The 24,092-nt window shown below is 71.7% G+C and carries 22 protein-coding genes; 13 read left to right on the plus strand and 9 right to left on the minus strand.

What is annotated here, in order from left to right; translation table 11 throughout:
- The first annotated feature begins 14 nt into the window (after positions 1 to 14).
- The 5 genes from ACQPZF_RS38345 (at position 15) to ACQPZF_RS38365 (ending at position 3,255) form a co-directional block, all read left to right on the plus strand.
- Positions 15 to 788: an ABC transporter permease gene (locus ACQPZF_RS38345; RefSeq protein ID WP_433265576.1), complete on the plus strand. Its 774-nt coding sequence runs from the start codon at positions 15 to 17 to the stop codon at positions 786 to 788.
- Positions 781 to 1,578 (plus strand): ABC transporter permease, encoded by a 798-nt coding sequence (locus ACQPZF_RS38350; RefSeq protein ID WP_433265578.1) that lies wholly within the window; start codon positions 781 to 783, stop codon positions 1,576 to 1,578. The genes ACQPZF_RS38345 and ACQPZF_RS38350 overlap by 8 nt, the downstream gene beginning before the upstream one ends.
- Positions 1,575 to 2,531 (plus strand): ABC transporter ATP-binding protein, encoded by a 957-nt coding sequence (locus tag ACQPZF_RS38355; RefSeq protein ID WP_433265580.1) that lies wholly within the window; start codon positions 1,575 to 1,577, stop codon positions 2,529 to 2,531. Before ACQPZF_RS38350 ends, ACQPZF_RS38355 begins: the two co-directional genes overlap by 4 nt.
- 48 nt (positions 2,532 to 2,579) lie before the next feature.
- Positions 2,580 to 2,975 (plus strand): bacteriophage spanin2 family protein, encoded by a 396-nt coding sequence (locus tag ACQPZF_RS38360; protein ID WP_433265582.1) that lies wholly within the window; start codon positions 2,580 to 2,582, stop codon positions 2,973 to 2,975.
- Positions 2,976 to 3,063: 88 nt separating this feature from the next.
- The gene (locus ACQPZF_RS38365) at positions 3,064 to 3,255 is read left to right on the plus strand and encodes a DUF1918 domain-containing protein (RefSeq protein ID WP_433265584.1); all 192 of its coding nucleotides are present in this window, start codon (positions 3,064 to 3,066) and stop codon (positions 3,253 to 3,255) included.
- Between the two features lie 192 nt (positions 3,256 to 3,447).
- Here ACQPZF_RS38365 and ACQPZF_RS38370 read toward each other — a convergent pair whose 3' ends face one another.
- Both ACQPZF_RS38370 and ACQPZF_RS38375 read right to left on the minus strand, forming a co-directional pair.
- On the minus strand, positions 3,448 to 4,263 hold the full coding sequence (locus tag ACQPZF_RS38370) for an inositol monophosphatase family protein (RefSeq protein ID WP_433265586.1): 816 nt from the start codon (positions 4,261 to 4,263) through the stop codon (positions 3,448 to 3,450).
- Between the two features lie 148 nt (positions 4,264 to 4,411).
- The gene (locus ACQPZF_RS38375; protein ID WP_433265588.1) at positions 4,412 to 5,401 is read right to left on the minus strand and encodes a malate dehydrogenase; all 990 of its coding nucleotides are present in this window, start codon (positions 5,399 to 5,401) and stop codon (positions 4,412 to 4,414) included.
- Positions 5,402 to 5,560: 159 nt separating this feature from the next.
- Between ACQPZF_RS38375 and ACQPZF_RS38380 the strand changes: the two genes are divergently transcribed.
- A complete protein-coding gene (locus ACQPZF_RS38380) occupies positions 5,561 to 6,154 on the plus strand; it encodes a pentapeptide repeat-containing protein (RefSeq protein WP_433265590.1) in 594 nt (197 codons plus the stop codon).
- Here the strand turns inward: ACQPZF_RS38380 and ACQPZF_RS38385 are convergent.
- From ACQPZF_RS38385 to ACQPZF_RS38410, 6 genes are all read right to left on the minus strand, one after another.
- Entirely contained in the window at positions 6,151 to 8,757 is a 2,607-nt protein-coding gene (locus ACQPZF_RS38385; protein ID WP_433265591.1) for a glycohydrolase toxin TNT-related protein, read from the minus strand. The two genes, ACQPZF_RS38380 and ACQPZF_RS38385, sit on opposite strands and share 4 nt — an antisense overlap.
- A gap of 83 nt (positions 8,758 to 8,840) precedes the next feature.
- Positions 8,841 to 10,352 carry a TNT domain-containing protein gene (locus tag ACQPZF_RS38390; protein WP_433265593.1) on the minus strand — a complete coding sequence of 504 codons (1,512 nt, stop codon included), beginning with the start codon at positions 10,350 to 10,352 and terminating at the stop codon, positions 8,841 to 8,843.
- Positions 10,349 to 10,819, minus strand: a complete 471-nt coding sequence (locus tag ACQPZF_RS38395; RefSeq protein ID WP_433265595.1) for a hypothetical protein — start codon at positions 10,817 to 10,819, stop codon at positions 10,349 to 10,351. The genes ACQPZF_RS38390 and ACQPZF_RS38395 overlap by 4 nt, the downstream gene beginning before the upstream one ends.
- The gene (locus ACQPZF_RS38400) at positions 10,782 to 16,628 is read right to left on the minus strand and encodes a glycohydrolase toxin TNT-related protein (protein ID WP_433265597.1); all 5,847 of its coding nucleotides are present in this window, start codon (positions 16,626 to 16,628) and stop codon (positions 10,782 to 10,784) included. Before ACQPZF_RS38400 ends, ACQPZF_RS38395 begins: the two co-directional genes overlap by 38 nt.
- Before the next feature lie 34 nt (positions 16,629 to 16,662).
- Positions 16,663 to 16,977: a WXG100 family type VII secretion target gene (locus ACQPZF_RS38405; protein WP_433265599.1), complete on the minus strand. Its 315-nt coding sequence runs from the start codon at positions 16,975 to 16,977 to the stop codon at positions 16,663 to 16,665.
- Positions 16,974 to 17,480 carry a YbaB/EbfC family nucleoid-associated protein gene (locus ACQPZF_RS38410; protein WP_433265601.1) on the minus strand — a complete coding sequence of 169 codons (507 nt, stop codon included), beginning with the start codon at positions 17,478 to 17,480 and terminating at the stop codon, positions 16,974 to 16,976. Before ACQPZF_RS38410 ends, ACQPZF_RS38405 begins: the two co-directional genes overlap by 4 nt.
- A gap of 85 nt (positions 17,481 to 17,565) precedes the next feature.
- On the opposite strand from ACQPZF_RS38410, the gene ACQPZF_RS38415 reads away from it, so the two are divergent.
- From ACQPZF_RS38415 to ACQPZF_RS38430, 4 genes are all read left to right on the plus strand, one after another.
- Positions 17,566 to 18,810: an MFS transporter gene (locus tag ACQPZF_RS38415; protein ID WP_433265604.1), complete on the plus strand. Its 1,245-nt coding sequence runs from the start codon at positions 17,566 to 17,568 to the stop codon at positions 18,808 to 18,810.
- Positions 18,803 to 19,735 carry a DMT family transporter gene (locus ACQPZF_RS38420; RefSeq protein WP_433265606.1) on the plus strand — a complete coding sequence of 311 codons (933 nt, stop codon included), beginning with the start codon at positions 18,803 to 18,805 and terminating at the stop codon, positions 19,733 to 19,735. Before ACQPZF_RS38415 ends, ACQPZF_RS38420 begins: the two co-directional genes overlap by 8 nt.
- A gap of 199 nt (positions 19,736 to 19,934) precedes the next feature.
- Complete coding sequence (locus ACQPZF_RS38425) at positions 19,935 to 20,792, plus strand: bifunctional methylenetetrahydrofolate dehydrogenase/methenyltetrahydrofolate cyclohydrolase (protein WP_433265608.1); 858 nt, start codon at positions 19,935 to 19,937, stop codon at positions 20,790 to 20,792.
- Positions 20,793 to 20,812: 20 nt separating this feature from the next.
- Complete coding sequence (locus ACQPZF_RS38430; RefSeq protein ID WP_433265610.1) at positions 20,813 to 21,106, plus strand: DUF3017 domain-containing protein; 294 nt, start codon at positions 20,813 to 20,815, stop codon at positions 21,104 to 21,106.
- A gap of 287 nt (positions 21,107 to 21,393) precedes the next feature.
- Here ACQPZF_RS38430 and ACQPZF_RS38435 read toward each other — a convergent pair whose 3' ends face one another.
- Positions 21,394 to 21,957, minus strand: coding sequence for a TetR/AcrR family transcriptional regulator (locus ACQPZF_RS38435; protein ID WP_433265612.1), 564 nt, complete (start codon positions 21,955 to 21,957; stop codon positions 21,394 to 21,396).
- Positions 21,958 to 22,022: 65 nt separating this feature from the next.
- Here ACQPZF_RS38435 and ACQPZF_RS38440 point away from each other — a divergent pair, with 65 nt between their 5' ends.
- The 3 genes from ACQPZF_RS38440 (at position 22,023) to ACQPZF_RS38450 (ending at position 24,064) form a co-directional block, all read left to right on the plus strand.
- Positions 22,023 to 22,583, plus strand: coding sequence for a dihydrofolate reductase family protein (locus ACQPZF_RS38440; RefSeq protein WP_433265614.1), 561 nt, complete (start codon positions 22,023 to 22,025; stop codon positions 22,581 to 22,583).
- A 245-nt stretch (positions 22,584 to 22,828) separates the two neighbouring features.
- The gene (locus tag ACQPZF_RS38445; RefSeq protein ID WP_433274910.1) at positions 22,829 to 23,164 is read left to right on the plus strand and encodes a methyltransferase domain-containing protein; all 336 of its coding nucleotides are present in this window, start codon (positions 22,829 to 22,831) and stop codon (positions 23,162 to 23,164) included.
- A 192-nt stretch (positions 23,165 to 23,356) separates the two neighbouring features.
- Positions 23,357 to 24,064, plus strand: coding sequence for a DUF6333 family protein (locus ACQPZF_RS38450; RefSeq protein WP_433265616.1), 708 nt, complete (start codon positions 23,357 to 23,359; stop codon positions 24,062 to 24,064).
- The last annotated feature ends 28 nt before the right edge of the window (positions 24,065 to 24,092 follow it).

A 24,092-nucleotide genomic window follows, 5' to 3' on the forward strand; every position in this document is an offset into this window, starting at 1 on the left:
TAAGGTTGTTAGACGTGCGCGCTTACGCGCAACTCGCGCTCGCCGGATTCCGCCGTTACTCCACCTATCGACAAGCGATGTTCGCGGGCTTGGCCGCGAACGTCATGTTCGGCATGCTCCGCACCGCGGTGATGATCGCGGCGGTCGGGGCGGCTCCCATTGCCGGGTACGACGTGCCCGCCGCCGTCGCGTACGTGTGGCTGGGGCAGGGTCTGGTGGCGTTCGTCCAGCTCTGGAACGATTCCCGGCTGGCCGAGCGCATTCGCAGCGGTGATGTCGTGGTCGACCTCTACCGGCCCTGGCACCTCCAGGCCGCGCTGTTCGCCGAGGACGTGGGGCGGGCCGGTTTCTGCGTGTTCGTGCGGCTGGCGCCGCCGATCCTGATCGGCGCGCTGGTCTTCCCGTTCCACTGGCCCGAGCCCGGCACCTGGCCGTTGTTCGCGATCAGCGCCGTGCTGGCGCTGGTGGTCAGTTTCGGGTTGCGGTTCCTGGTCAACGCCACCGCGTTCTGGCTGCTGGACAGTCGTGGCGTGACCACCATCTACATGGTGTCGACCAACGTCTTCTGCTTGAGCGTGCCGTTGGCGTTCTTCCCCGACTGGGCTCAGGACCTGTTGTGGGCGACTCCTTTCCCGACCGTCATCCAAGCGCCGATCGACGTCTACCTGAACCACGGTCCACAGTGGACCGTGCTGGCGCACCAGGCTTTCTGGGCGGTCGCGGTGTCGGTCGCCGGGCACCTGGTGCTGCGCCGGGCCGTGCGGAAGCTGGTGGTGCAGGGTGGGTGACCGGGTCTACCCGAAGCTCATCGGGGCGCGGTTGCGCGGCCAGGTGTCGTACCGGGCCTCGTTCGCGCTGGAGTGCGTCGGGCAGGCGTTCGCCCAGGCGATGGAGCTGGTGATCATCCTCGTGGTGTTCCACCGGATCGACGCGCTGGGCGGGTTCTCCGCGTCCGAGGTGGTCCTGATGTACGCCATCGCGGCCACCGCGTTCGGGATCGCGGACCTGGTCGCCGGGCAGCTCAACGAGCTGCCGGACTACATCCGGACCGGCAAGTTCGACGTGCTCCTGTTGCGGCCCTTGGGAACCCTGCCGCAGATCGTGGTGTCGGACGTCCGGTTGCGGCGGTTGGGACGGGTCGCCGCCGGCGTGGTGACGCTGGTGTTCGCCTTGACGCACAACGACATCGCGTGGTCACCGTGGACGGCGTTGCTGGTCGTGGTCGCGCCGCTGGCCGGCGCGGTGATCTTCTCGTCGGTCTGGGTGGTGGCCTGCGCCGTCTGCTTCTGGCTGGTCGAGGCGCAGGAGCTGGCGAACACCGTCACCTACGGCAGCAACGCGTTCACCTCCTACCCGATCACCGTGTACTCCGGGTGGTTGCGGCGGTTCATGGCGTTCGTGGTGCCCGGCGCGTTCGTCGCCTACTACCCCGGCTTGGCCCTGCTGGACCGCGCCGACCCGTTGGGCGGGCCCGCTCTCCTCGGCTGGATCTCACCTCTCGTCGCACTCGCCGCCGCCTGCGTGGCCGGGCTGGTGTGGCGCTCCGCCGTTCGCCACTACCGAGGGACCGGGTCATGATCGAAGTGCGGGAGCTGCGCCGGGAGTTCACGGTCACCACCAAGGCCGGGCGCTTCCGGCGGACCAGGCGGACGGTCCGCGCGGTGGACTCGGTGTCGTTCGACGTCGCCGCCGGCGAGGCCGTGGGGTACGTCGGGCCCAACGGGGCCGGGAAGTCGACCACCATCAAGATGCTCACCGGCATCCTGGTGCCGACCTCCGGGCACGTGCGGGTGTCCGGCGTCGCCCCCTCCCGGTCGCGGCGGGAGCTGGCGCGGCGGATCGGCGTGGTGTTCGGGCAGCGCAGCCAGCTCTGGTGGGACCTGCCGCTGCAGGACAGCTTCGACCTGCTGCGGGCGATCTACCGGGTGGGCGCGGGCGACTACGCGCGGCGGTTGCGGGAGTGCGTCGAGCTGCTGGAGCTGTCCGCGTTCCTGGACACGCCGGTGCGCCAGCTTTCCCTGGGGCAGCGGATGCGCGGCGAGGTGACCGCCGCCCTGCTGCACGGGCCCGAGCTGCTGGTGCTGGACGAGCCGACCATCGGGCTCGACCTGGAGTCCAAGGAGCGGCTGCGCGAGTTCCTGGTCGACCTCAACACCTCGCGCGGCACCACGCTGCTGCTGACCACGCACGACCTGGACGACATCGAACGGCTCTGCCCGCGGCTGGTGGTGATCGACCGGGGCACGGTGCTGGCGGACGGGCCGTTGGAGGAGCTGCGCGCCGAGGTCGCGCCGGAGCGGGTGCTGGTGGTGGACCTGGAGAAGCCGGCCGACCCGCTGGCCGACCTGCCCGGCGTGGTGGCGGTGCGGACCGAGCTGGGCGGGTTGCGACAGCACCTCGCGTTCCGCCGGGCCGACACCACCGCGGCGGCGCTGATCGCGGCCGTCGCGGCGCGGGCCGAGGTGCACGACCTCGTCGTGGAGGAACCCGAGATCGACGATGTGGTGCGCAGGCTCTACGCGCGTCGGTAGAGTCGGGCGAAACGGTCATCGAGCAAGTCGAGTCACACGGGAGTAGCCATGCGCGCAGGTCGTCCGGTCGCCACCATCCTGCTGGCGCTGGGACTCGTCGGCGCGGTGTCCGGGTGTGGGGCGGTGCAGCAGGCGAACGACACCGCCAACCAGGTCGGGGCCGCCGCCGACAAGGCGCAGCTATGCGTCGAGGCGCTCTCGCTGGCCGGGTTCACGCCGAACGTGAGCGACCCGCAGAAGGCGCTGGACGAGACCCAGGCCAAGGCGGAGGAGCTGAACAAGCTCGCGGAGAAGGCGGGCGACGCCACGCTCAAGGACGCCATCAACGGCGTCTCGGACACCATGTCCAACGTGACGCTGAACGACCTGGACCCGACGCGGCTCGCCGACTGGACCCAGAAGAAGGTGGACCAGGTCGCCAAGCTGTCCGCCGCCTGCGGCTGACCCGTACGGGTCGCGCGCTGAGCGGAATTGCCAGGCTGTCGGTACCTTCGGAACCGTCCTAAGCTCTGACGCACCGGAGGTGTTGCAGATGCACGCGACAGTAGGTGACCGGTTGCACGTCCACAGCCGCGCGGTGGGTCTCGACGAGAGGATCGGCGAGATCGTGGAAGTCCGCGGGCAGGAAGGTGCTCCGCCGTACCTGGTCCGCTTCTCCGACGGCCACGAAGGGCTGGTCTACCCCGGCCCGGACAGCCTGGTCGAGCCCCGGACCGGCGACTAGCCGTTCGACACCGGGTATCCACCTCGGCGCGGCACGGGCCGTGCCGGGGCAGACCCCTGTCCTCGGTGCGGCACAGGCCGTGCCGGGTAGACCCTATGTCGGCCGACCGGGCGCGGGGGCCGCGCTGTCACCCGTTCGGGTGGAGTACCGCGTCGGCCGGTCGGTTGCCCGCGCCCTCGGCGGCGCGGCGCGTCAGCCGAGGATCGTGGTGATCAGCTCGTCGGCCAGGGCCGGGGTCGCGGCGGCGATGCCGGACCAGCGGCGGGACAGGTCGAGGTCGAAGGTCAGCGGGCGGCCGTGCAGGTCGAGCAGCGCTCCGCCGGCCGCGGGCACCGTGACCAGGGCGGCGATCAGGTCCATCAGGCGGTGGGTGTCCGAGCCGGGATCGGCGAACGCGTCCACCGCGCCCTCCGCCACCAGCATGGTCTCCAGGCAGGTCGTGCACAGGATCCGGATGCGGTCGGCGGTGTTCGCCAGCCGCATCCAGGCGTCCTCGGTGCCGCGCTTCGGACGCATCATGCAGAGGGACGCGCCCTTGAGCCGCGTGCGGCCGGACGTGCGGAACGGGGTCGGCTGACCGGCCTTGGCCGACCAGGCGCGGCCGGTGTCGAACCAGACCGTGAGCGCTTCGACCGGTTCGGTGTCGATGACCAGCGCGCCCGCGAAGCAGGACAGCGGGACGCCGACGGCCGCGTTCGCCGAGCCGTCCACGGGGTCGATGACGAGGGTGGCGGCGGAGCCGTTGTCCACGAACCCGGCTTCCTCCGACAGCAGGTTGACGCCGGCATTCGTCGCCGCCTCGACGATCGCTGCCTCAACTATCTCGTCCACCCGCATCGTGGGAGTGCCGTCGGCGCCGTCGGCGACCTCTTCACGCAGTTCGGCACGGGTGTGTAGCTGCCGGGCTTCCTGATACGCGCGGGATGCCGCACGTGCGGTTGCCGCGAGCGCGGGGTGGACGTCTTGCGTGAGTTCGGGCTCCGGGACGGGCCACGGGTTCTTGGTCACGACCACGAGCCAACCACCACGCGAGGTCGCGTCGGTAGGTCGCCGCCCATTTCCCGGCGATCACGCTTTTCGATCGCCGGGAAATCGGCGGCGAACTGCCGACTCCCCGGCGACCTCGCCCGACCTGGCGGAGCCAGGTCAATCCAACTCAGATCAGACCTAGGGCCTTGACTGCGTCGCGCTCCTCGACCAACTCGTTCACCGAGGCGTCGATGCGGCCACGGGAGAAGTCGTCGATCTCCAGGCCCTGCACGATCTCGTACTTGCCGTCCTTGGCCGTCACCGGGAAGGACGAGATCAGGCCCTGCGGCACGCCGTAGGAGCCGTCCGACACGACCGCCGCCGACGTCCAGTCGCCCTCGGCGGTGCCGTTGACCCAGGTGAAGACGTGGTCGATGGCCGCGTTCGCCGCCGACGCCGCCGAGGACGCGCCCCGCGCCTCGATGATCGCCGCGCCGCGCTTCGCCACGGTCGGGATGAACTCGCCCTCCAGCCAGGCCTGGTCGTTCACGGCCTGCGCGGCGATCCGGCCGTTCACCTCGGCGTGGAACAGGTCCGGGTACTGGGTCGCCGAGTGGTTGCCCCAGATGGTGAGCTTCTTGATGTCGGTCACCGACACGCCCAGCTTCTTCGCAAGCTGCGACAGCGCCCGGTTGTGGTCCAGGCGGGTCATCGCGGTGAAGCGCTCGGCCGGCACGTCCGGCGCGTGCTGCTGAGCGATGAGGGCGTTGGTGTTGGCCGGGTTGCCGACCACCAGCACGCGCACGTCGTCCGCCGCGCCCGCGTTGATCGCCTCGCCCTGCGGCTTGAAGATGCCGCCGTTGGCCTCCAGCAGGTCGCCCCGCTCCATGCCCTTGGTGCGCGGGCGGGCGCCGACCAGCAGCGCCACGTTGACACCGTCGAACGCCGTCTTGGCGTCGTCGGTGATGTCGATGCCGGACAGCAGAGGGAACGCGCAGTCGTCCAACTCCATCGCGGTGCCCTCGGCGGCCTTCACCGCCTGCGGAATCTCCAGCAGGCGCAGGCGGACCGGCACATCGGGGCCCAGCAGGTGGCCGGAGGCGATGCGGAACAGCAGTGCGTAGCCGATCTGGCCGGCCGCACCGGTGACGGTGACGTTCACGGGCGTGCGGGTCATGAGCCTTCCCGAATGACGATCCAATGGCTTCAGTCCTCGGGCACGACCACTAGGCAGGCTGCACCTGTCAGCGGCGGTCTCTACTCCGGGACCGGCGCATCGGGCGGTTTGCCCGACGCGGTGAGGTTACCAACCGTTGAACGATGACAAGGTGTGACAGTGGACATCATCGAGGCGGACGAGGACTACAGCGACACCGTGCTGGCCGGACAGCGGTGGGAAGGGCGTTCCTTCCTGCGGTGCGACTTCACCGAAGCGGACCTGCGGGGACTGGTGACGTCGGGGTGCACGTTCACCGAGTGCCGGTTCGACCGCACGGACCTGGGTGACTCTTCGCACACCGCGACGGCGTTCCGGTCGTGCCGGTTCACCGGGGCGGTGCTGGCGTCGGCGTCGTTCCGGTCGTGCACGTTGCTGGGTTCGACGTTCGTGGACTGCGCGCTGCGGCCGATCTCGCTGGAGGAGACGGATCTCACGCTGGTCGGGCTGTCGCAGGCGTTGTTGCGGAAGGCGGAGCTGCGCGGTCTGCGGCTGCGCGAGGCCAACTTCGAGAGCGCCGACCTGCGCGACGCGGACCTGCGGGACGCCGACCTCACCGGGGCCCGGTTGCGGGACTGCCGGTTCGAGGGCGCGGACCTGCGCGGCGCGCGGTTGAGCGCCGACGGGCTGGTCGCGGGCAACCTGCGCGGGGCGCGGGTGGACCTGGAGACCGCCGTGGCCTTCGCCGCCGCGCACGGGCTGCGGGTGGACTAGGGGGTCGGGGCCTCCTGGTTCGCGACCTCCACCAGGACGCCGTCGGCCAGCATGTCCTCGACCGACTTCGGCATCAGGTAGGCGGTGCCGCCGCCGGGCTGCTCGAACCACGGCACCGCGACGCCGGTCAGCACCTCGACCGGGCGGCGCAGGCGGTACACGCGGTAGGGGCGGTTGATCCACGACGGGACCAGGGAGCGTTCCGGGAACGGGGTGCCGGCGGCGTAGACCAGGTTGCCGTTGCCGTCGCCGAAGCGGTCGACCTCCATGCCGGCGGGCAGCTCGACCATCTGCTTGTGGCGGAAGAGGGTGAGCGGGGGTTCGCCGTTCATGGGGGTGATCGGCCAGCTACGGACCTTGGGGCTGTCCTGGGCCTCCTGGCGCGGCGGCGGTGGCGGGACGGGGCGGCGCTCGTCGCGGAAGCCGTTGTTCATCGGCGGGCGCGGCGGTTCGTCGCGGAAGCCCTCGGCGTGCGGGCGGTGCTGCTCGTCGCGGAAGCCGTCGTTGACCGGCGGACGCGGCGGTTCGTCGCGGAAGCCTTCGACGTGCGGTCGGTGCTGCTCGTCGCGGAAGCCTTCGGGGTGCGGCGGGCGCTGGGGGTCGAAGCCGTCGTTGGCCGGCGGGCGCGGGGGCTGGTTGCGGGGTGGGGGCGGGGGCAGTGGGCGCGGGGTTCGGCGGCCGGTGAGGACGAGTTTGCCGATCAGGTAGGCGGCGGCGTCCTCCACGCGGTCGAAGCGGACCGGGTTGGTCGGGCCGTGGTCGAACCACGACACCTCCCAGTCCTGGCCCTCGGTGCGCAGCAGCCACGTGCGGTCGGCGGGTTCGCCGAAGCGGTAGGCGGCGGGTGGGACGTCCAGGTCGTCCAGCGCCCGGCGGACCCCGGACAGTTCTCGTTCCTCGTCCGGCGTGACCTGCCTCGGCTCGACCGCCGGCAACGGCTCGTCGTCCTCGAAGGACTCGTCGGTGAAGTCGGCCTCGTCGGTGAACTGCTGCTGTTCCCCGAACTGCTCTTGCTCGGCGAACTGCTGCTGCTCGGCGAACTGGGGCTGCTCGGCGAACTGGGGCTGCTGCTCGACGAAAGGCTGCTCCGCGAACTGCTGTTGATCCGCGAAAGGCTGCTGGGCGAACGTCTGCTGCTCGGTGTACGGCTGCTCGGTGTACGGCTGCTCCGCGTACGCCTGCTCGGGGAACAGCTCGTCCTGGTCGACCTCGAACTCGGTGGTCCGCTCGGTCTCCTCCGGCTCGTCCTCCGCCTGCTCCGCGCCGGCCTCCGCCACCGGGACGTCGGCGAGGTCCGGCTCCTCCTCCGACGGCTCCTCCAGCACCGGCTCCCGGGTGACCGCCTCCGCCTCGGCGGTGTGCTCCGCCGGCTCGGGCTCCTCCTCGGCGAACGGGCTCCACGCCTGGGTGTCGTTCAGCTCGCGGTCGTAGGTCGCGGGTGCGAACAGGTCCATGCCGTCCACGTACGACTCGCGCCGGTAGCGCTCGTCGATGACCGGGCCGTCCTCCTCGAACCGCACCCGGTACGGCGGGCCGTCCTGCGCGAACTCGATGACCTCCGGCTTGATCTCGGTGAGGTTCGCGGTCTCCTCGACGTCGGCCGGCGGGGCGGCCTCGGGCTCGGTGGGCACGGCCGGCGGGGAAGGCTCGTCGGCGAGCAGCTCGGGCAGCGGCGCGGCGACCGTCGCGCCCACCTCCACCGGCTCCTCGTGCTCCGCGAACTGATCACCGAACGCCTCGGGCGCCGGCTCCGGGACCTCGGCCACCGGCAGCGCGGTGTCCCGCGGCGCGGCGGGCGCGCCGAGGTTCGCGGCGGCGGCGATCCGGGCGTCCTCGGGCACCTCGGGCAGCACATAGTCGTTCGCCTTGGCCCGCTCGACCAGCTCCGGCTCGGGCGGCACGCCGTACGCGCGCAGGTAGTAGCCCACGGCGGCGGGCCAGATCCAGTGGCCGTCGGTCTGGAACGCCACCGGCACCACGGACGGCGCGTCCGGGTTCAGCACGTCGGCGTCGAAGCCGCGCCCGACGACCGCGACCGGCGCGCGGTCCAGGTAGCTCAGCAGCAGCTCGTGCTCGGCCTCCGGCACCGGGGGCCGGTTGACCGACGGGCGTCCGCCGGGGCCCGCGCCGTCGAACACGCGGGCGGTGCGGAAGCCGCGCGGCGGCACGGGCTGCTGGGCGAGCCGGCGGCGCAGCCAGTCCGGCACGTTCTCCTCGGAGCGCGGGAAGAACCGCATCTCGTCCACGTACGCCTGCGGCGGCGGTGGGGTCTGCCACGCGGGTTCCGCGCGGTCGAAGTCCAGGTTGTAGCTGGACGGGTGGTCGAGCTGGTAGCGGGCGTTGGACCAGCTCCCCCGACCCTCCCGGTACATCCCGGCGCGCAGGCGCGAGAACAGCCCCGCCACCTCCTGCGGCGGGGACCAGACGCGCATGGTGCCGTCGGCCGACCGCACTTCGGCGGCCAGCTCGAAGTACCGACCGGTCGCGCGGTATTCCGCCGTCACGTGCCGCCAGTCCTCCGGGGCGGCCCGCATCAGCGTGAGGCCGATCTGCTTGACCAGCGCGTCCTGCTCGGTCGGGTTCAACGGCTTCGGCTCGGACACGTGCATCATCTTCCCCCGCGACTCCCTGTGCTCGCACGGGCCCCCGCTGCGCCGAATGGACGAACCACGCCGGGCGAGGGTGTCTAGACCTCCGGTGCGGGCGGCTCGGTGGTCGCCTCGGCCACCTCGACGAGGCTCCCATCGGCCACCAGCTCGCGCACCGCACGCGCCAGGAAGTACCCGGTGCCGCCGCCGACCTGGCCGAACCACGGCACCGCGACGCCCTTGAGCGCCGGCACCGGCTTCTGCACCCGATACACGTGGTAGCGACGATTCAGCCAATCCGGTGGCAGTGACCGGTTGCCGTACATGGTGCCCGCCGCGTAGACCAGGTTGCCGGTGTCCGCGCCGAACCGGTCGAGTTCGGCGCCCACGGGCAGCACGGCGGCCTCGCGGTCGCGGAACAGCGACAGCGGCGGCTCGTCCGGCAGCGGCTGGATGTCGGCGACCGGCTGCACGACCTGCGCGCGACTACCTCCCCGGGCCTCGTCCAGGTCGTCCCGCCACAGCAGTTGCGCGAGCAGCGCCTTCGCCGCGTCCACGGCGTGCTCGTAGACCCTCGGACGGCCGTGCGGACCGCGGTCGGCGTCCCAGAACTGGACCTGCCAGCCCGCCTGGCCGGGCGCGGGCTCCAGCACGAACGCGTCCGGCTTCGGCTCGACGATCCCGTACTCGTGCTCGTTCACGCCGTAGTGGTCCAGGCGGTTCTTCAGGTGGTCGAGCGCACGCTGATCGGCCTCGCTGATCGCCCGGGGCCGGTGCTCGGGCAGTGGCGCGCTCTCCGCCTGGCCGGTCGCGATGGCCGTGGCGGCGCTGCCCGCCTCCGGGGACACCTCCGCCGGCGGCGCGTAGTCGTTGTCCCGGATGTGCTGGACGAGCTGCGGGGCCGGCGGGATGTGGTGGTTGCGCAGGTAGTAGGCCACGCTGCCGGGCCACACCCACGTGCCGTCGGTGTGGAAGGACATCGGCACGGCGGGCGTCGCGTCCGGCTTGAACGCGTCCGGGCCGTAGGACCGGGCCGCCAGCACGACGGGCGCGTTCTCCAGGTAGTTCAGGACGTCGTCCAGCTCCTGCGGGTGCACGCGGGGCCGGTCGCCGGTCGGGAGGCCCTGCACGTCGACGCCGTCGAACACCGGAGCGGCGATCAGGCCGCCCTGCGCGGTGGCCGGGGCCTGGCCGGTCCTCACCAGCAGCCAGTCCGGCACGACCTCGCGCGGGTGGCGTGCCAGCTCCTCCGCGTACTGCTCGGCCGGGGGCGGCGACGTCCAGTCCGGCTCGTGGTCGCGGTTGAACTCCGCCGAGTACGTGTCCGGGTGCACCAGGTGCAGCTTCATCGAGAGCCAGGTGCCCTTGCCCGGCCGCGCCATGCCCTCGCGCAGCCGCACGAAGAACGGCAGCGACTCGTCCGGCAGCGGCCACTGGAACGACCCGCCGAAGATCGTCAGGCCGGACGCCTCGGTCTCCAGGTGGCGGCCCGCCATCCGGACCTCGATGAAGAGCTGCTCCCAGTCGCCGGGCAGCCGCTGCACGAGCAGCGTGGTGACCGAGCCGAGGATCGCGTTCTGGTCCTCGATGTCCAACTGCGGCGCGGTCATGCGTTCTGCTCCTCGGTAGCGGCCTCGGCCAGCTTCGCGCGCAGCCAGTCCGGGATGAAGGCCTCGTCGCGGGGGAAGACCTCCAGGTCGCGCGCGAAGTCCGCGGCGGGCACCGGAGGGGAGAACTGCGGGTCGTGGTCGAAGTTGTAGGTGATGTCGATCCGGACCGGCGCGTTCACCACGCACCGGCACGAGAACCACGCGCCCCGGCCCGGCTGGTAGAGCACCTGGCGCATCTCCTGGAACGCCGCCGTCAGCTCGGCGGGCGGCAGCATCTCCGGCGTCGACCCGTCCGGCCGGTACACCGTGAGCGCCAGGTCCTGCACCGAGACCGTCATCCGCACCAGCAGGTCGACGCGTCGGAAGTCCTCCGGAGCGGCGTCCAGCAGCAGGCCGCCGATCCGCTGGAGCAGCTCGTCGTGCCGCTGCTCAGAAGTCGGCCGGCCAGAGGGCTGCGTTGTGCTCATTCGGGTAGCTCCTGACGTAGATCTCGGTCGTGCCGTCGGCGAGCGTCACGCGCCAGCGGGTCTGGTACGTGTGCGGGTGGCGCTGGAGCGGGTCGCGCAGGGCGAAGGTGTCGATGATCTCGACCGTACCGCCGGCCCTGATGAACTTCGACCGGTCCCGCTCCATCCGGTGCCAGGTCTCGGCGGACGCGAACGCGGGGCGGCCGTTGCCCTGGTTCTGGTCCCGCTGCTGGCTGGACTGGTTCGCGGCCTCGGCCGGGAAGCCGAGTTCGTTGCCCTGGTGGTGGCCGCCGTCGGACAGCTTCTTCCCGTTGCGGTCGATCTCGCCGTGGCTGCCGACCTCGACCTGGGCGCTGCCGTCCCGGCGAATAGCGCCGCCGGAGGAGCGGTCCGGCCGGCCGGTGGTGGCGACCGTCTCGCCGTCGCCGTTCGTGCGGGCCCGCCACATGCCGTCGTCGGCGGTCAGGGTGGCGTTCGGCAGCGGGTTGTTCAGGTCCGGGCTGAACGGGCGGAACGTGTGGACGTGCGACACCTCGCCGGCGTCGCCGGTCTGGAACGTGCCGTAGCCCTGCTTCTTGTGGTCGTCCAGCGCGAACCGGGTGTTCGGCGGCAGGTCCCGCCGGGCCGCGAACGGGTCGCTGTTGTTGAACGGCCTGCTCACCGCCGCGCGCTGCTCCGGCGTCCAGTGCGCGGGCATCCCGCCGACGACCGCCACCGAGTACACGTACTCGTCGCCCACCCTGGTCCGCTGCGCCCGCAACTGGACCTCGCCGTTCGCCGGCGCGGGCCACGTCCGAGCCGGCTGTTCGGCGCGGCCGAGCCCGTAGAAGCCGTCCGAGGTGACCTGGGCGCCCGCCGGGGCCTGGGTGATCTCCGAGTTCACCCGGCTGCGCTGGCCCGAATGGGTCTCCTCGAACACGACGTGGCCGGCGTCGTCGGTGATGAACCGGCCGCGGCGCTGGCCGTGCTCGTCGGTGACGGTGTACTCGGTGTCGGCGTCGTGCACCTGGCCGGGACGGCTGAACGGCTCGCCCTGCCGGACGTCGTCCACGGACTGCCGGTGGCCGGCCTCCGGCGCGACGCCGTCCACCGCGTTCTGCGGGTGGCCGTTCGCGTCGGTGGTGAACTCCTGGTGCAGCGGGCCGCGGTCGATGTTGTAGTTGGCCCCGCCGATCGGGTGCGTGACCTCGGGATTGCGGCGGTCGCCGATGAAGTCCGGCGCGGCGATCCACTGCGGCCGGCCGGTGGCGTCGGTCTGCACCGTGCCGCGGTAGTCGCCGTCGGTGTCGTGGACCTCCATGCGGGTGTCCCGGGGGAGGTCCGTGCGCGCGGTGAACGGCTCGCCAGGCCGCGGGGCCAGCGGGTGGTCCGGGCCGATGGTCACGCGGCCGTTCGCCGGGTTCGGCGGCGGGTCGATGATGTTCGTGCGCTGGATCGGGACGTCCTGGCCGCCGACCCGGACGGTGTCCGGGGTGGTCTGCCGGGTGCCGTCGGCGTTGGCCACGAACGCGTCGTGCCGGTGGCCGGTCTCGACGCGGTAGTGGGCGTTCGGCGCGGGGTGCCGGACCTCGGGGTTGTCGCCGTGGCGGGTGTTCGGGGCCACCGCGTCGACGTGGACGTTGCCGTCCGCGTCCACGTGCACGACCGTCCGGACCTCGCCGTTCGGGTTCCGCACCTCGATGCGCGTGTCGCGGGGCAGCTCGCGGCCGTCGAACAGCGACTGGTCGTCGCCGAGCCGGACGGTCTGCCGGTGCTGCGTCTCCGGCTCCTGCCACGGGGTCTGGACCTGCGGCTCGATGTCCTGGCGGCCCCGGTGCGCCTGGTCGCCGGTGTCGGCCAGGTCGCCCTTCGGCTCGTGGCCGGGCGGCATCCCGTGCTCGCCGACGGCGGTGCTGGTGCCGTCCGGCTCGAACGTGTGCCAGCCGCCGTCCGGCGGGATCCGCGGGCCGCCGGTCTCGGTCGGGGAGCTGGCGTAGACGTTGCCGTGCTGGTCGGACCAGGCGAGGCGGTCCGGCGCGGTGACCGGCTGACCGGTCTCGCGGGCGACGTGCGCGGCCAGGCTGTGCTCACCGCCGGCCGCGGCGTCGCAGCCGACGAACACGATCGGCCGGCCCGCGAGGTCCGGGTGGTGGTTGATCAGCTCGACCAGTTCGGCGCGGGTGTAGCGGGTGTCGCCGATGCGGACGCCGTCGCCGTCGGTGTGGATGTCCAGCACGGCGTGGCCGTCCGTAGCCGGGATGCGGCCGGCCAGGTCCCGGAGCCGGTCCTCGGTGTGCAGGGCGACACCGGAGTCGGTGACCTGGCTGTTGCGGATGGCCTGGTCGACGCGCTGGGAGACCTCGCCGAGCGGGATCGGGCCCTGGTGGGCGACCGGTCCGAGGTCCGGGTTCGGCGTGTGCGTGGCGGGGCCGTCGGCCGGGGTGTAGTCGTCGAACGCGCCGCTCCGGGCGTCGGCGACGGTGGCCGGGTCGGGCCGGAGGACGTTGCCTTCGCGGTCGAACGTGCCGAAGTCGGGCGCCAGGACCCGCCCGTCGGCGGGCGGCACGTCGACCTCGCGCAGGACGCCGAGGTCGAGCAGGCGCTGGACGCTCATCCCGCCGGTGGCGGGGTCGATCAGCGCGGGGTCGACGACGGGCTGGAGCTGACGCGCGCCGCCGGGCTGGTCGAACGCCGGGGCGACCGGGGCGAGTTCGACGGTGAGCGGGGCGTCCAGGACGTAGACGTGGTAGCCCTTGCCGAGGCTGTCGGGGAGGATCGCGCGCTCCCCGAAGCCGTACGGCTGACCGTCCGGGCGCAGGGGCGACAGGAAGTCGCCGTTGGGGCTGCCGAACCGGTCCAACACCGTGCCCGCGGGGAGTTCGACCACCACCCGGGGGCCGCCCGCGCCTTGGTTCGGGGGCCAGGCGATGGAGCCGTCGGGCCTGGAGTGGGCGTCGATGAACGGCTGGTAGCTGCCGTACGGGCCGTAGGGCTGGTAGGTGGGTTCGACGATCGCGGCGGCGCGCTGGTCGTAGGTGCCCACTTCGCGGTCGGTCGGGCCGGTGCTGTCGTGGACGGAGTGGTAGGGGCCGTCCTGCGAGAAGCCCGGCACCACGCCGGCGGGGTTGCCCCAGACGCCCTTGTGGGGGAACGGATCCGTGCCCGTCGGGCCGGTCGCCGGGTCCGTCGTGGTCGGGTCGGTTGTCGGGTCGGTTGTCGGGTCGGTGGTGGCGTCGGTGTCGGCGGGCCACTCGTGGCTGGAGGCCGGGGAGTGCTCGTCGCCAGGTGTGCCGGCCGGGTCGGCATCCGGAGTCGGGCTGTCCGGATTGCCAGGTGCCGCATTATCGGAAATCGGGCTATCAGGACTCGGGTTGCTGGGAATCGGGTTACCGGGAACCGGCTTGTCCCCGGCCGGGCTGTCCGAAGTCCGGGCCGGGCTTTCGGTGACCGGGGACGGGCCGTCCGTGCGAGGCGTCTGATCAGCACCGCGCGAGGCCGGGGCCGGACCAGCCGGAGGAGGCGTGGGCGCAGGCATCGGAGCCGGTGTCGGGCCGGGTCGGGGAGCCGGAGCGGAGGCGTCCGGCCGGACCGGAGGCGCACCGACGCCGGGCTGGTGGCCGACCGGCCCGAAGCCTCCAGGCTGAGGCCCGAAACCACCCGGCTGGGGTCCGAAACCACCCGGCTGGGGTCCGAAACCACCCGGCTGCGGACCAGGCCCGCCAACCGGACCACGCTGCTCAGGCATCGCGGGCCCGGTGTGCTGAGGAGCAGGCCCGACGTTCTGGAACGGCTGGACCGGCACCCCCGTCACCGAACTGGCACTGACCGCGTCGGTCCCGCGGACGTTCTGCTCACGCCCACCCGGAGCCGGATCCGAGAAGAGTCCGGTCCCGGAAACCGCGGACGGACCACGCCCACCGCCCCCACCGGCACTCCCGCCACCCGCGTTGGCAGGCGGAGGAGCGAACCCGCCACCACCGGCCATCGGCGCACCGACCCCAGCCGAGGAAGAGCCGGCCGCCGGACCACCGGAACCCGTCCCACCCGCAACAGGCCCACCGGCTCCCGTGACAGGTGCCGGAGCCGGCCCGCCAACCGGAGCCACTCCGGGCGTAGGCCCACCGGTCACACCGGGCGTAGGTCCGGCACCAGGCACGCTCCCGCCGGGAACGGCACCCCCGGCGGGCACCGAAGCCCCGGGAACAGCCCCACCCGGAGCCGGAACACCCGGAGTGCCGCCACCAGGAGTCGGGCCGCCCGGAGTACCGCCCGGAATACCGCCACCAGGAGGCAAGCCACCATGCGAAGGCCCACCAGTGCTGAACGCCGACCCGCCAGGCACCCCACCACCAGCCGGGAACCCACCGGCCGCACGCCCACCAGGCGTCCCACCAGGCGTCCCACCAGGCGTCCCACCGGGCGCACCACCAGGCGTCGAACCGCCAGACCCGGGCAGGTTGCCACCGCCAAGCGAACCACCGCCGGGCAAAGCACCACCGGGCAAACCACCACCGGGCGCGGTAGCCGCCCCGAGCCGACCGCTGATCGAAGGCCCACCACCCCCGGTGCCGGGAGACGTCGGCAGCGACCCGCCCGAAGGCCTACCAGCAGGAGGTCCCGAAGCAGGAGTCCCCGACAACCCCGAAGGAGCCGAAGCACCAGGAGCAGGCGAGTGGTCCCCTCCACCGATCGACGGCGGCGCCCCGACCGGAGCCGAAGGCGCAGGCGGCGCGGCGACCGAGGAAGCCGTGGTCGCGTCGGGACCGTTGCCGGGGCGGTTGAGCCCGTCGCGGTTGACCGTCGGACCGCCGGGCGCACCACCGGGAGAACCGCCAGGAGCACCACCGGGCGCACCATTGGGAGAACCGGCGGGAGCACCACCAGGCGTGCCGCCGGGAGAAGAACCGGCCGGGCCGAGGTCGGGCGGTCCGGAGGTGTTGCCGAGGTTGGGTGGGCCGCCGTCCGGGCCGCCGACGTTCACGCGGGGCGGTTCGACGGTCAGGCCGTCCTTCGCCCCGCCGATGCCGCCGGACACCGCGCCGGCCGACGCGCCCATGAGCACGTCCCGCGCACTGATGTCCTGCCCCATCACGGCCGCCGTGCCGACGGTCGACACCGCGCCCTCGACGGCGCCGCGCGTCGCGCCCACCGCCACCTGGCCGGGCAGACCGCCACCCTCGAACTTGAGGCCGCCGGAAACACCGCCGACCAGACCCGAGACCGCGCCGGACACCGCCGCCTCGCCGGTCTTGCCCCAGTCCCAGTCCTGGCGGTCGCCGCGCAGCGTCTGGATGCCCTGGATGGCCACGTCGATGCCGACCGAGATCGCGACCTCCTTGAGGATCGCGAGGATTAGCTGGCGGAACGTGAACTGCACAATCAGGCGGGTCGCCTGCTGGGCGATCGGGATGCCCGCCGTCGACGCGCCGAACGTGCCGAACGCCGCCGCGATCAGGGCGGCGATCTCGATGGCCAGCGCGATCAGCGAGGCGATGATCGACAGCTTGGTGTACTCGACCTCGAGCGCGGTGTTGTCGCAGCTCTCCGCGAGCTGCTCGCAGATCTTCTGGAGCTTCGGCAGGTACGACTCGTCGCCGTCCGCGAACTTCTTCCAGTACTCCTCGAAGCGCTGCACGGCTTCGCCAGTCTGGCTGCTCGTGACCGTCGACGCGGCGCCGTTCGCCTCGTCGATCACCGACTTCACGCCCTGCGCGGCGGTGCGGTAGGCGTCGGCCATGCGCCGCAGCGCCGTCTCGTCGCCCTCCGGCCAGCTCTGCCCGACCACGATCGGGAAGAGCCAGGTGACCTCGCTCGGGATCTCGATGCCCACCGCTGTGCCCCTCAGTAAGTCCGGCGTGGACCGGTCAGTAGGTCCGGGAGATCCCGGTCGCGTTGCCCTGGTCGGAACCCTCGTAGGCGTCGGCCGACTGGTCGATGCCGGTGCGGATGTCCTGGAGCGCCTTGGCGAGGTTCTTGAACGCGTCGAGCGTGGCCGTGGAGTTCGGCACGTACTCCTTGGCGAACGCCTGCCCGGACTCGTCGCCGCCCCAGCACTGGCCCTCGGCCTGCAACGCGCCGTCGAGCGCCTGGAACACGCCGTCGAGCGAGTCGCCCGCCGCGCTGAACTGGGCGCCGCCCCGGCGCAGGCCGGGGACGTCTACCTCGAAACCGCCGGTCACCAGCCACTCCTGTCCATGAAGCTGTCGCCGTCCTCGTCGTCCTGGGGCGGCGCGGGACGACGCGGCGGCGCCCCTTGCGGCTGCGGGACGGCGGGTGGCTTCGGGATGAGGTCGGCCAGCGACGGCACGCCGGGCAGCATCTCCGACAGGTCGACGCTGGCGCCCTGCTGCGCGGGCGTGACCACTTCGGTCAGCTCGGCGCGCGCCTTCGCGACGGCTTGGAGGACCGTTTCGGTGGTGAGCCGGGCCAGCTTGTCCGGGGTGGTGCGCTCGAAGGCGTTGGCCGAGAACTCCAGCGACGTCAACGCGCCCGTGGAGTCGACCGAAGCGCGCACCGAACCGTCCTTGGACACCGCGGACGCGGTGATCGCCTGCACGCGTTCCTGGGTTTCCCGCAGCTCGGCGGTCTTCGTCTTCAGCTCCGCGAGGAGAGAGTCGACCTGTTCGCGCATGGCGGCGTTGCGGGCCTCCAACTCGGCCCTGCGCCCGGTGGGATCGGTCACAGCTTCCCCTCGCTTGTGCCTCTAGAGGGTGCTGACGCTAACCGAGGCGTCCGGGTTCCCGCGGATATCCACGACGGTTTTGTCGGTGCTCCGGTGCAGAGTGGTCGACGTGCTCCGGCCCTATCGCGAACTCGCCGCCATCCCGGGACTGCCCGCGTTGCTGCTGTGGTCGTTGCTGGGGCGGGTGCACATCCCCGGCACGCCGCTGGCCACGTCGTTCCTCATCGCCGGGTGGACCGGGTCGTACGCGGCGGCCGGGCTGGTCGGCGGTGCGTTCTCACTCGGTCTGGGTGTGGCGAGCCCGTTGCGCGGGCGTGCCGCGGACCGGAGCCCGGCGAGCCGCTTGTTGCTGGTCACGACGTTGGGCTACGCGGTGGCGATCGGCGTGGCGGGGCTGCTCCCGACGCTGCTCTCGCCGTCCTGGTGGCCGTTGTCGGTGCTGGTGGCGGCGCTGGCGGGGATGTCGATGCCGCCGGTGACACAGCTAAGTCGGGCGAGTTTCCCGAGGCTGGCCCAGGGGTCGGCGCGGCAGGCCGTGTTCACCGTCGAGGCGTCCATGCAGGAGGTCATGTACATCTTCGGGCCCGCGCTGGTGGCGATCGTCGTGGCGGTGGTGAACCCGCAGGTCGCGCTGTGGACGTGCGGCGCGATGGCCGTGCTCGGGGCCTTCGGGTTCCGCGCGGCGATGCGTCGGGCCGGGCTGGACGACCCGGTGGCGCACGAGCACACGCACGGCGGACGAACCTTGCTGGCCGACCGTTCGATGGTGTTCGCGCTGGTCACGGCGTTGTGCATCGTCGCCTCACTGGTGACGATCGACATGGTGGTCATCGCGTGGGCCCGTGACCTCGGCAATCCGCTGATGGCCGGGGTGCTCACGGCGGTGTGGGGCGTCGGCTCGGTGTTGGGCGGGCTGGTGGTCGGCGGGATGAGCGGCGAGGTCCGGTTCACCCGGCGGATGGTGCTGCTGGCGCTGGGCGTGGTGGCGTTGGTGCCGGTGCTGCCGCCGATCATGGAGCCGTCGTCGGTATGGCTGATCGGGCTGGTGCTGTGCGTCGGCGGGTTGGCCATCGCACCCGCGATCGCCGCCAACAACGGACGCGTCAGCGACCTCGCGCCGGACGGGCGCAAAGCCGAGGCGTTCGGGTGGATGAGCGCGTTCACCACGGCCGGGGCGGCGCTGATCCTGCCGATCGCGGGGTGGCTGCTCGACCACGTCGGACTCGCGGCGGCGGCCGGGGCGAGTGCCGCGGCGGCGGTGCTGGGAGTGCTGCTGGCGAGCCGGGTGCGTGTGGTGAAGCCTTCGTTGACGGGCAGTGCCGTTGGCTGAGCAGTCTTCGGTCCGGTTGGCCGGGACGTTCCTGGTGTTCGTGGGCGGGGTGTTCCTCGCCGTGCAGGGACGGCTCAACGGCGAGTTGGGACACGTGTTCCGGGACGGGTTCCTGGCGGCGCTCGTGTCGTTCGGCGGTGGATTGGCGTTGTTGCTGCTCGCGGTGCTGACGTCGGCCTCCGGGCGGGCGGGAGTGGCCCGGCTGCGCTCGGCGTTGCGACGCGGCGACATCCGGTGGTGGCAGTGCGTCGGCGGGGCGTGCGGGGCGTTCTTCGTGTCCACGCAGGGATTGACGATCGCGTCGCTGGGCGTGGCCGCGTTCACCGTGTCGGTGGTGGCCGCGCAGGTGGTGAGCAGCCTGCTGGTGGACCGCGCAGGCCTGGGTCCGGCCCGTCCGCAGCCGTTCACGTGGCCACGAGTCGCCGGCGCGGGGCTCGCCGTGGTCGCGGTCGGGGTGGCGGTGTCGGACGAGTTCGGGCAGCCGTCGTCGCTGTGGCTCGCCCTGCTGCCCGCGGTGGCGGGCATCGGGCTGGGGTGGCAGCAGGCGGTGAACGGCCTGGTCCGGGAGGCCGCGCGGAGCATCAGGGTGACGACTTTGGTCAACTTCGCGACCGGGACGGCCGTGCTGCTGGCCGTGTGCGCGGTGGACGTGGCCACGCGGGGTTTGCCGTCCGCCGCGCCGTCCTCGCCGTGGTTCTACCTGGGTGGGGTGCTGGGCATCGTGACCATCGGGACCGCTGTGGTGGCGGTGCGTTGGAGCGGTGTGCTGCTGGTCGGGTTGGGACAGGTCGCGGGGCAGTTGGTCGGCGCGGTGGCGGTGGACCTGATCGCTCCGGCGGCCGGTGAGCGGCTCGCGGCGGTGACCGTGGTCGGGACGGTGCTGACTCTGGTCGCGGTAGCGGTCGCCGCGCTTCCCGATCGGTGATGAGGACCTGCCGACGAAAATCGTTCCCCACGCTTCCGTGCGTGGCGAGGTCCTCCCGACGAAACTGGTTCCCGCCCTCCAGGTCTGCGGCCAGACCTTTCCACGAGGGTCGTCCCCGCGCTTGCGGTCGACGGCGAGTCGTCGGCGTCGGCAACGGTCGCCGCGCTCACCGGCCGGCGGTGATGCGAAGATAGGGCGCGTGACGGCGACGATCCTCAACGGCAGGGCCACTCGGGACGCGATCTTCGAAGACCTGCGCGCGCGAGTCGCGGCGCTGGTCGAGCGAGGAGTGACGCCGGGCCTGGCCACGGTGCTGGTCGGCGACGACCCCGGTTCGCACTCGTACGTCAAGGGCAAGCACGCCGCGTGCGCGAAGGTCGGCATCACGTCGATCCGCCGCGACCTGCCCGCGGAGACCACGCAGGAACAGCTCGAAGCCGTCATCGACGAACTCAACGCCGACCCGGCCTGCACCGCGTACATCGTGCAGTTGCCGCTGCCGAAGCACTTGGACGCCAACGCGATCCTGGAGCGCATCGACCCGCACAAGGACGGCGACGGCCTGCACCCGGTCAACCTGGGCAAACTCGTCCTCGGCGACGAGGCCCCGCTGCCCGCGACGCCACGCGGCGTGGTGGAGCTGCTGCGCCGGTACGAGGTGCCGATCGCGGGCGCGAACGTGACCGTCGTCGGCCGCGGCGTGACCGTGGGCCGCCCGATCGGCCTGCTGCTGACCAGGCGCAGCGAGAACGCGACCGTGACCCTGTGCCACACCGGGACCAAGGACCTGGCGGCCGAAGTGCGCCGGGCGGACATCGTGGTCGCCGGCGCGGGCAGCCCCGGCCTGATCACCGCCGACATGGTGAAGCCCGGCGCGGCCGTCGTGGACGTCGGCATCACCCGCACCGACGCCGGCCTGGTGGGCGACGTGCACCCGGACGTGGCGTCGGTAGCGGGTCACCTGGCCCCGATCCCGGGTGGCGCGGGACCGATGACCATTGCGATGCTGCTGACCAATACGGTCGAGGCGGCCGAACGCAACCTGGCGACGGTCTGAGGGCGGAAGCGGTGGAGCTGATGCCGGAACAGCGCTGGCGGTCAGCGGCGGGGCAACACCTGCCGTTCGTGCTGGTGCTCGGTGTGGTCGTGTTGGGAATCGTGCGCATCGTCATGTACCACTGGCGGCAGGGCGCGGTCCTGATCGGCGTGGCCCTGCTGCTCGCGGCACTGCTGCGGGTGCTGGTGACGGACGAGCAGGCAGGCCTGATCGCGATCCGGAGCAGAAGCGTCGACGCACTCCTCTACTCCGGCCTGGGATTCGCCGTGATCGTCGTGGCGATGACCATCATCGGCGGCCCCCTCAGCCGTTGAGCCCGCAGGCCGCTGAACCCCTGAGCCGTGATCCCTCGGGACACCTTGGATGGTGTGCGGGACGGCCTCGGCTCGCGCGCAAGCCGTCCGTCCAGCCCACCACTGCGAGCCTCCCGCTGAACCTTCCCATGTGAGCCTCTCGCCTCGCCCTGGGTTGGGCGGGCGGTGGCCGCCGACTCGCGAGGAGAGGCATTCCAGATGTTTGCCGGTGGCCTTTCTGCTCGCTGCTGTGGCCGCCGCGTCACACCGCCGCGTCACACCGTGTCCAGGTCCGAGCCGGCCCGGCCCTAGACACGGTCGACTAGTGCCACGATCAGGTCGTCCAAAGTAGACGTGGGCAACACCTCCGGAAGAGTGAGATGTTCTACGGCGAGACCGCTCATCGCCAGGTACAGCGACACGACGGTGGTGCGGTCTCCGGGCAGGCCCGCGTCGACGTGGAAGCGGATGTTCTCCTCCAGGCTCTCGCTGATCGTCTTGGTCAGCGACTCCTGCAACTGGGGACGCCGGGTCGCCTCCAGCCGCAGTTCGAGCAGCGCCAGGTACCCGGCGCGGTCCTGTTCGAGTCGATCCACCAGCTCCTGCATCAACTGGACCAGCAGGCCCTTGTCCTTGCGCGCCCGCGCGATCCTGGCCAGTCGCTCGGGTGCGGGTTGGAGTCGGACGTGGATGTGTTCCCCGACCTGTCGCAGCAGGTCGTCGCGGTTGGTGAAGTAGTTCGACGCGGTGCCCGTGGGCACGCCCGCCTCCGCGTCGACGGCACGGAACGTCAAGCCCCGCGCGCCTTCCCGGGCGAGCACCTCGATCGCCGCGTTGACCAGCGCGGTCCGCCTGGCCGGATTTCTGGTCATGACCCCTCCTTGACAACCACTGCACTCATAGTACTACAGTGGGAGTGGTCAAGGGAGGGGAACTGATGAGAAATTTGACTTACCTGGTCGCGATGTCCTTGGACGGGTTCATCGCGGCGCCGGACGGTGGCTTCGCGGACTTCCTGTTCGAAGGCGACCACATGGCCGCGATCGTCGAGGAGTACCCGGACGCGCTGCCCGCGCAACTGCGGGAGGCGCTCGGCATCGACGCGCCCAACACGAACTTCGACACCGTCCTGATGGGTCGGGCGACGTACGAGGTGCCGGGCGGGCTGCCCAGCCCGTACCCGCACCTGCGGCAGTACGTCGTGTCCAGCACGCTCAGCGGCACACCGGCGGACGTGGAGGTCGTGCCCGGTGACGTGCTCGCGAAGGTCCGCGAGCTCAAAGCCGAGGACGGGCTGGACCTCTGGCTGTGCGGTGGGGGGAAGCTCGCCGCATCCTTGCTACCGGAGATCGACCGGCTGATCCTCAAGATCCACCCGATCGTGTTGGGCAAGGGCATCCCGTTGTTCGACGGGGAGTTCCCGGTGGCGCAGTTCGCGAAGGCCGCGGCACGGACGTTCACGACGGGGGTGGTCTTTGTTACCTATACGAAGGCGTAAGCAGGACGTTCGACGAGCTGGTCGCCGAAGGCGCGTCGGTGCCGGCCGAGGGCTGGGATTCCTCCTGGTTCGAAGGCCGGACGAGCGAGCAACGGCCGTCGTGGGGATATTCGAAGCTGCTCGCGGAGCGGATGGCCACCGTGTCCGCGGCACTCGACACCCAACCGGCGGCGGCGAGGTGCCGGCCGGGATCCCGCACCTGCCCGCCGTGCTAGCGGCGACCGAGTCCTCGCGGCGACCGAGTCCTGGCGGCGACCGAGCCCTGGCCGCCGAACGTCGAGAGCGCCCGACGGAACCTCCGCACCGTCGGGGCGAGCGTGGTCAAGGTCGCCGACGACGCACCGCTGCCGTTCCCGGACGCGTCTTTCAACCTGGTGGTGAGCAGGCACCCGGTCGTGACGCGCTGGGACGAGGTGGGCCGTGTGCTGCGGCCGGGCGGCGCCTACCTGTCGCAGCAGGTAGGGGCCGGGTCGGTGCGCGAGCCTCATCACTTCCTGCGAAGGTGCTCTGGACCGACGGTGCGGACGTGCGGTGCGGACGGGGCTGCATTGCGCCTGCGGCCTGGGGATTTCGGCAGATAGTGGCGACCCTGCGGAGGCCTGTCGTGCGCAGGGTCGGTTGGCGACGACACGGCTCTGGGTCACCGCTCGGACGGCGATCGGCTTTGCTCTCACCGTGGTGAGCACTCGACCGGTGCCGCTGGGGTGGGTGTGGCGTGCTCGCGATCAGCGATATCCGCGAGCCGGAGCGGCGGCTTTGACTACCGTGGTGTCGTGATCGACGACCGGGAAGTCAACGGCCACGGCGAGAGCACCATAGCCCTCGTCCTCCCCCCGTTCCGTCCCCACTCACGCAGCTCGCCGGCGAACTTCGCTCCCCACGACCCGGCACGTGCCCGAGCCTTCGCCGAGGCCTTCCCCACCATCGAGGCCGTCCTTGAAGAGCTTCCCCACACCAACGCCGTCTCCACGTCCCCGCACACGCGAGACGACCTGGACCTCGTCGCGGTCGGTTGCTGGGGTGACGTCATCGCCATCTCCGACTTCGCACTCGCCGACGACGGCCTCGACTGGACACTGTTGAACGTGACCAGCGCCCTGGCCGAGCGCCACCCCGAGGCCAGGATCATCGGGGCGGCAAACATCGACCGCGGGGAGAACCACGACGAGACCGCCGTCCACCTGCCGTGCGGGCTGAAGCTGCACACCGAAGGCTGGCCCGCCGTCGATCAATTCCACATCGAGGGCGACCCGCACGCCATCGTGCGCGCACTCGGCATCAGTACCGAAGCCCTCGCCGCGGCCTACATCGACCTCGACGAGGAGCCTTCGAGCGTTCCCTGGGAGCACTTCGGCCGTCAATTGCTGGATCCGTACAACCCCTGGGGGTTCGCACAACTCCGAATGTCCTACTTCCGCGTGCGCCACACCGAAGAAGCCACCCTCCACATGGAGGACATCTGGCTGGCCGGCGTCGACTAGTCGCGCCACCAGTGCCGATCAGGTGCCA

It is taken from the genome of Actinosynnema sp. CS-041913 (assembly GCF_050942485.1).
Taxonomy (GTDB): domain Bacteria; phylum Actinomycetota; class Actinomycetes; order Mycobacteriales; family Pseudonocardiaceae; genus Actinosynnema.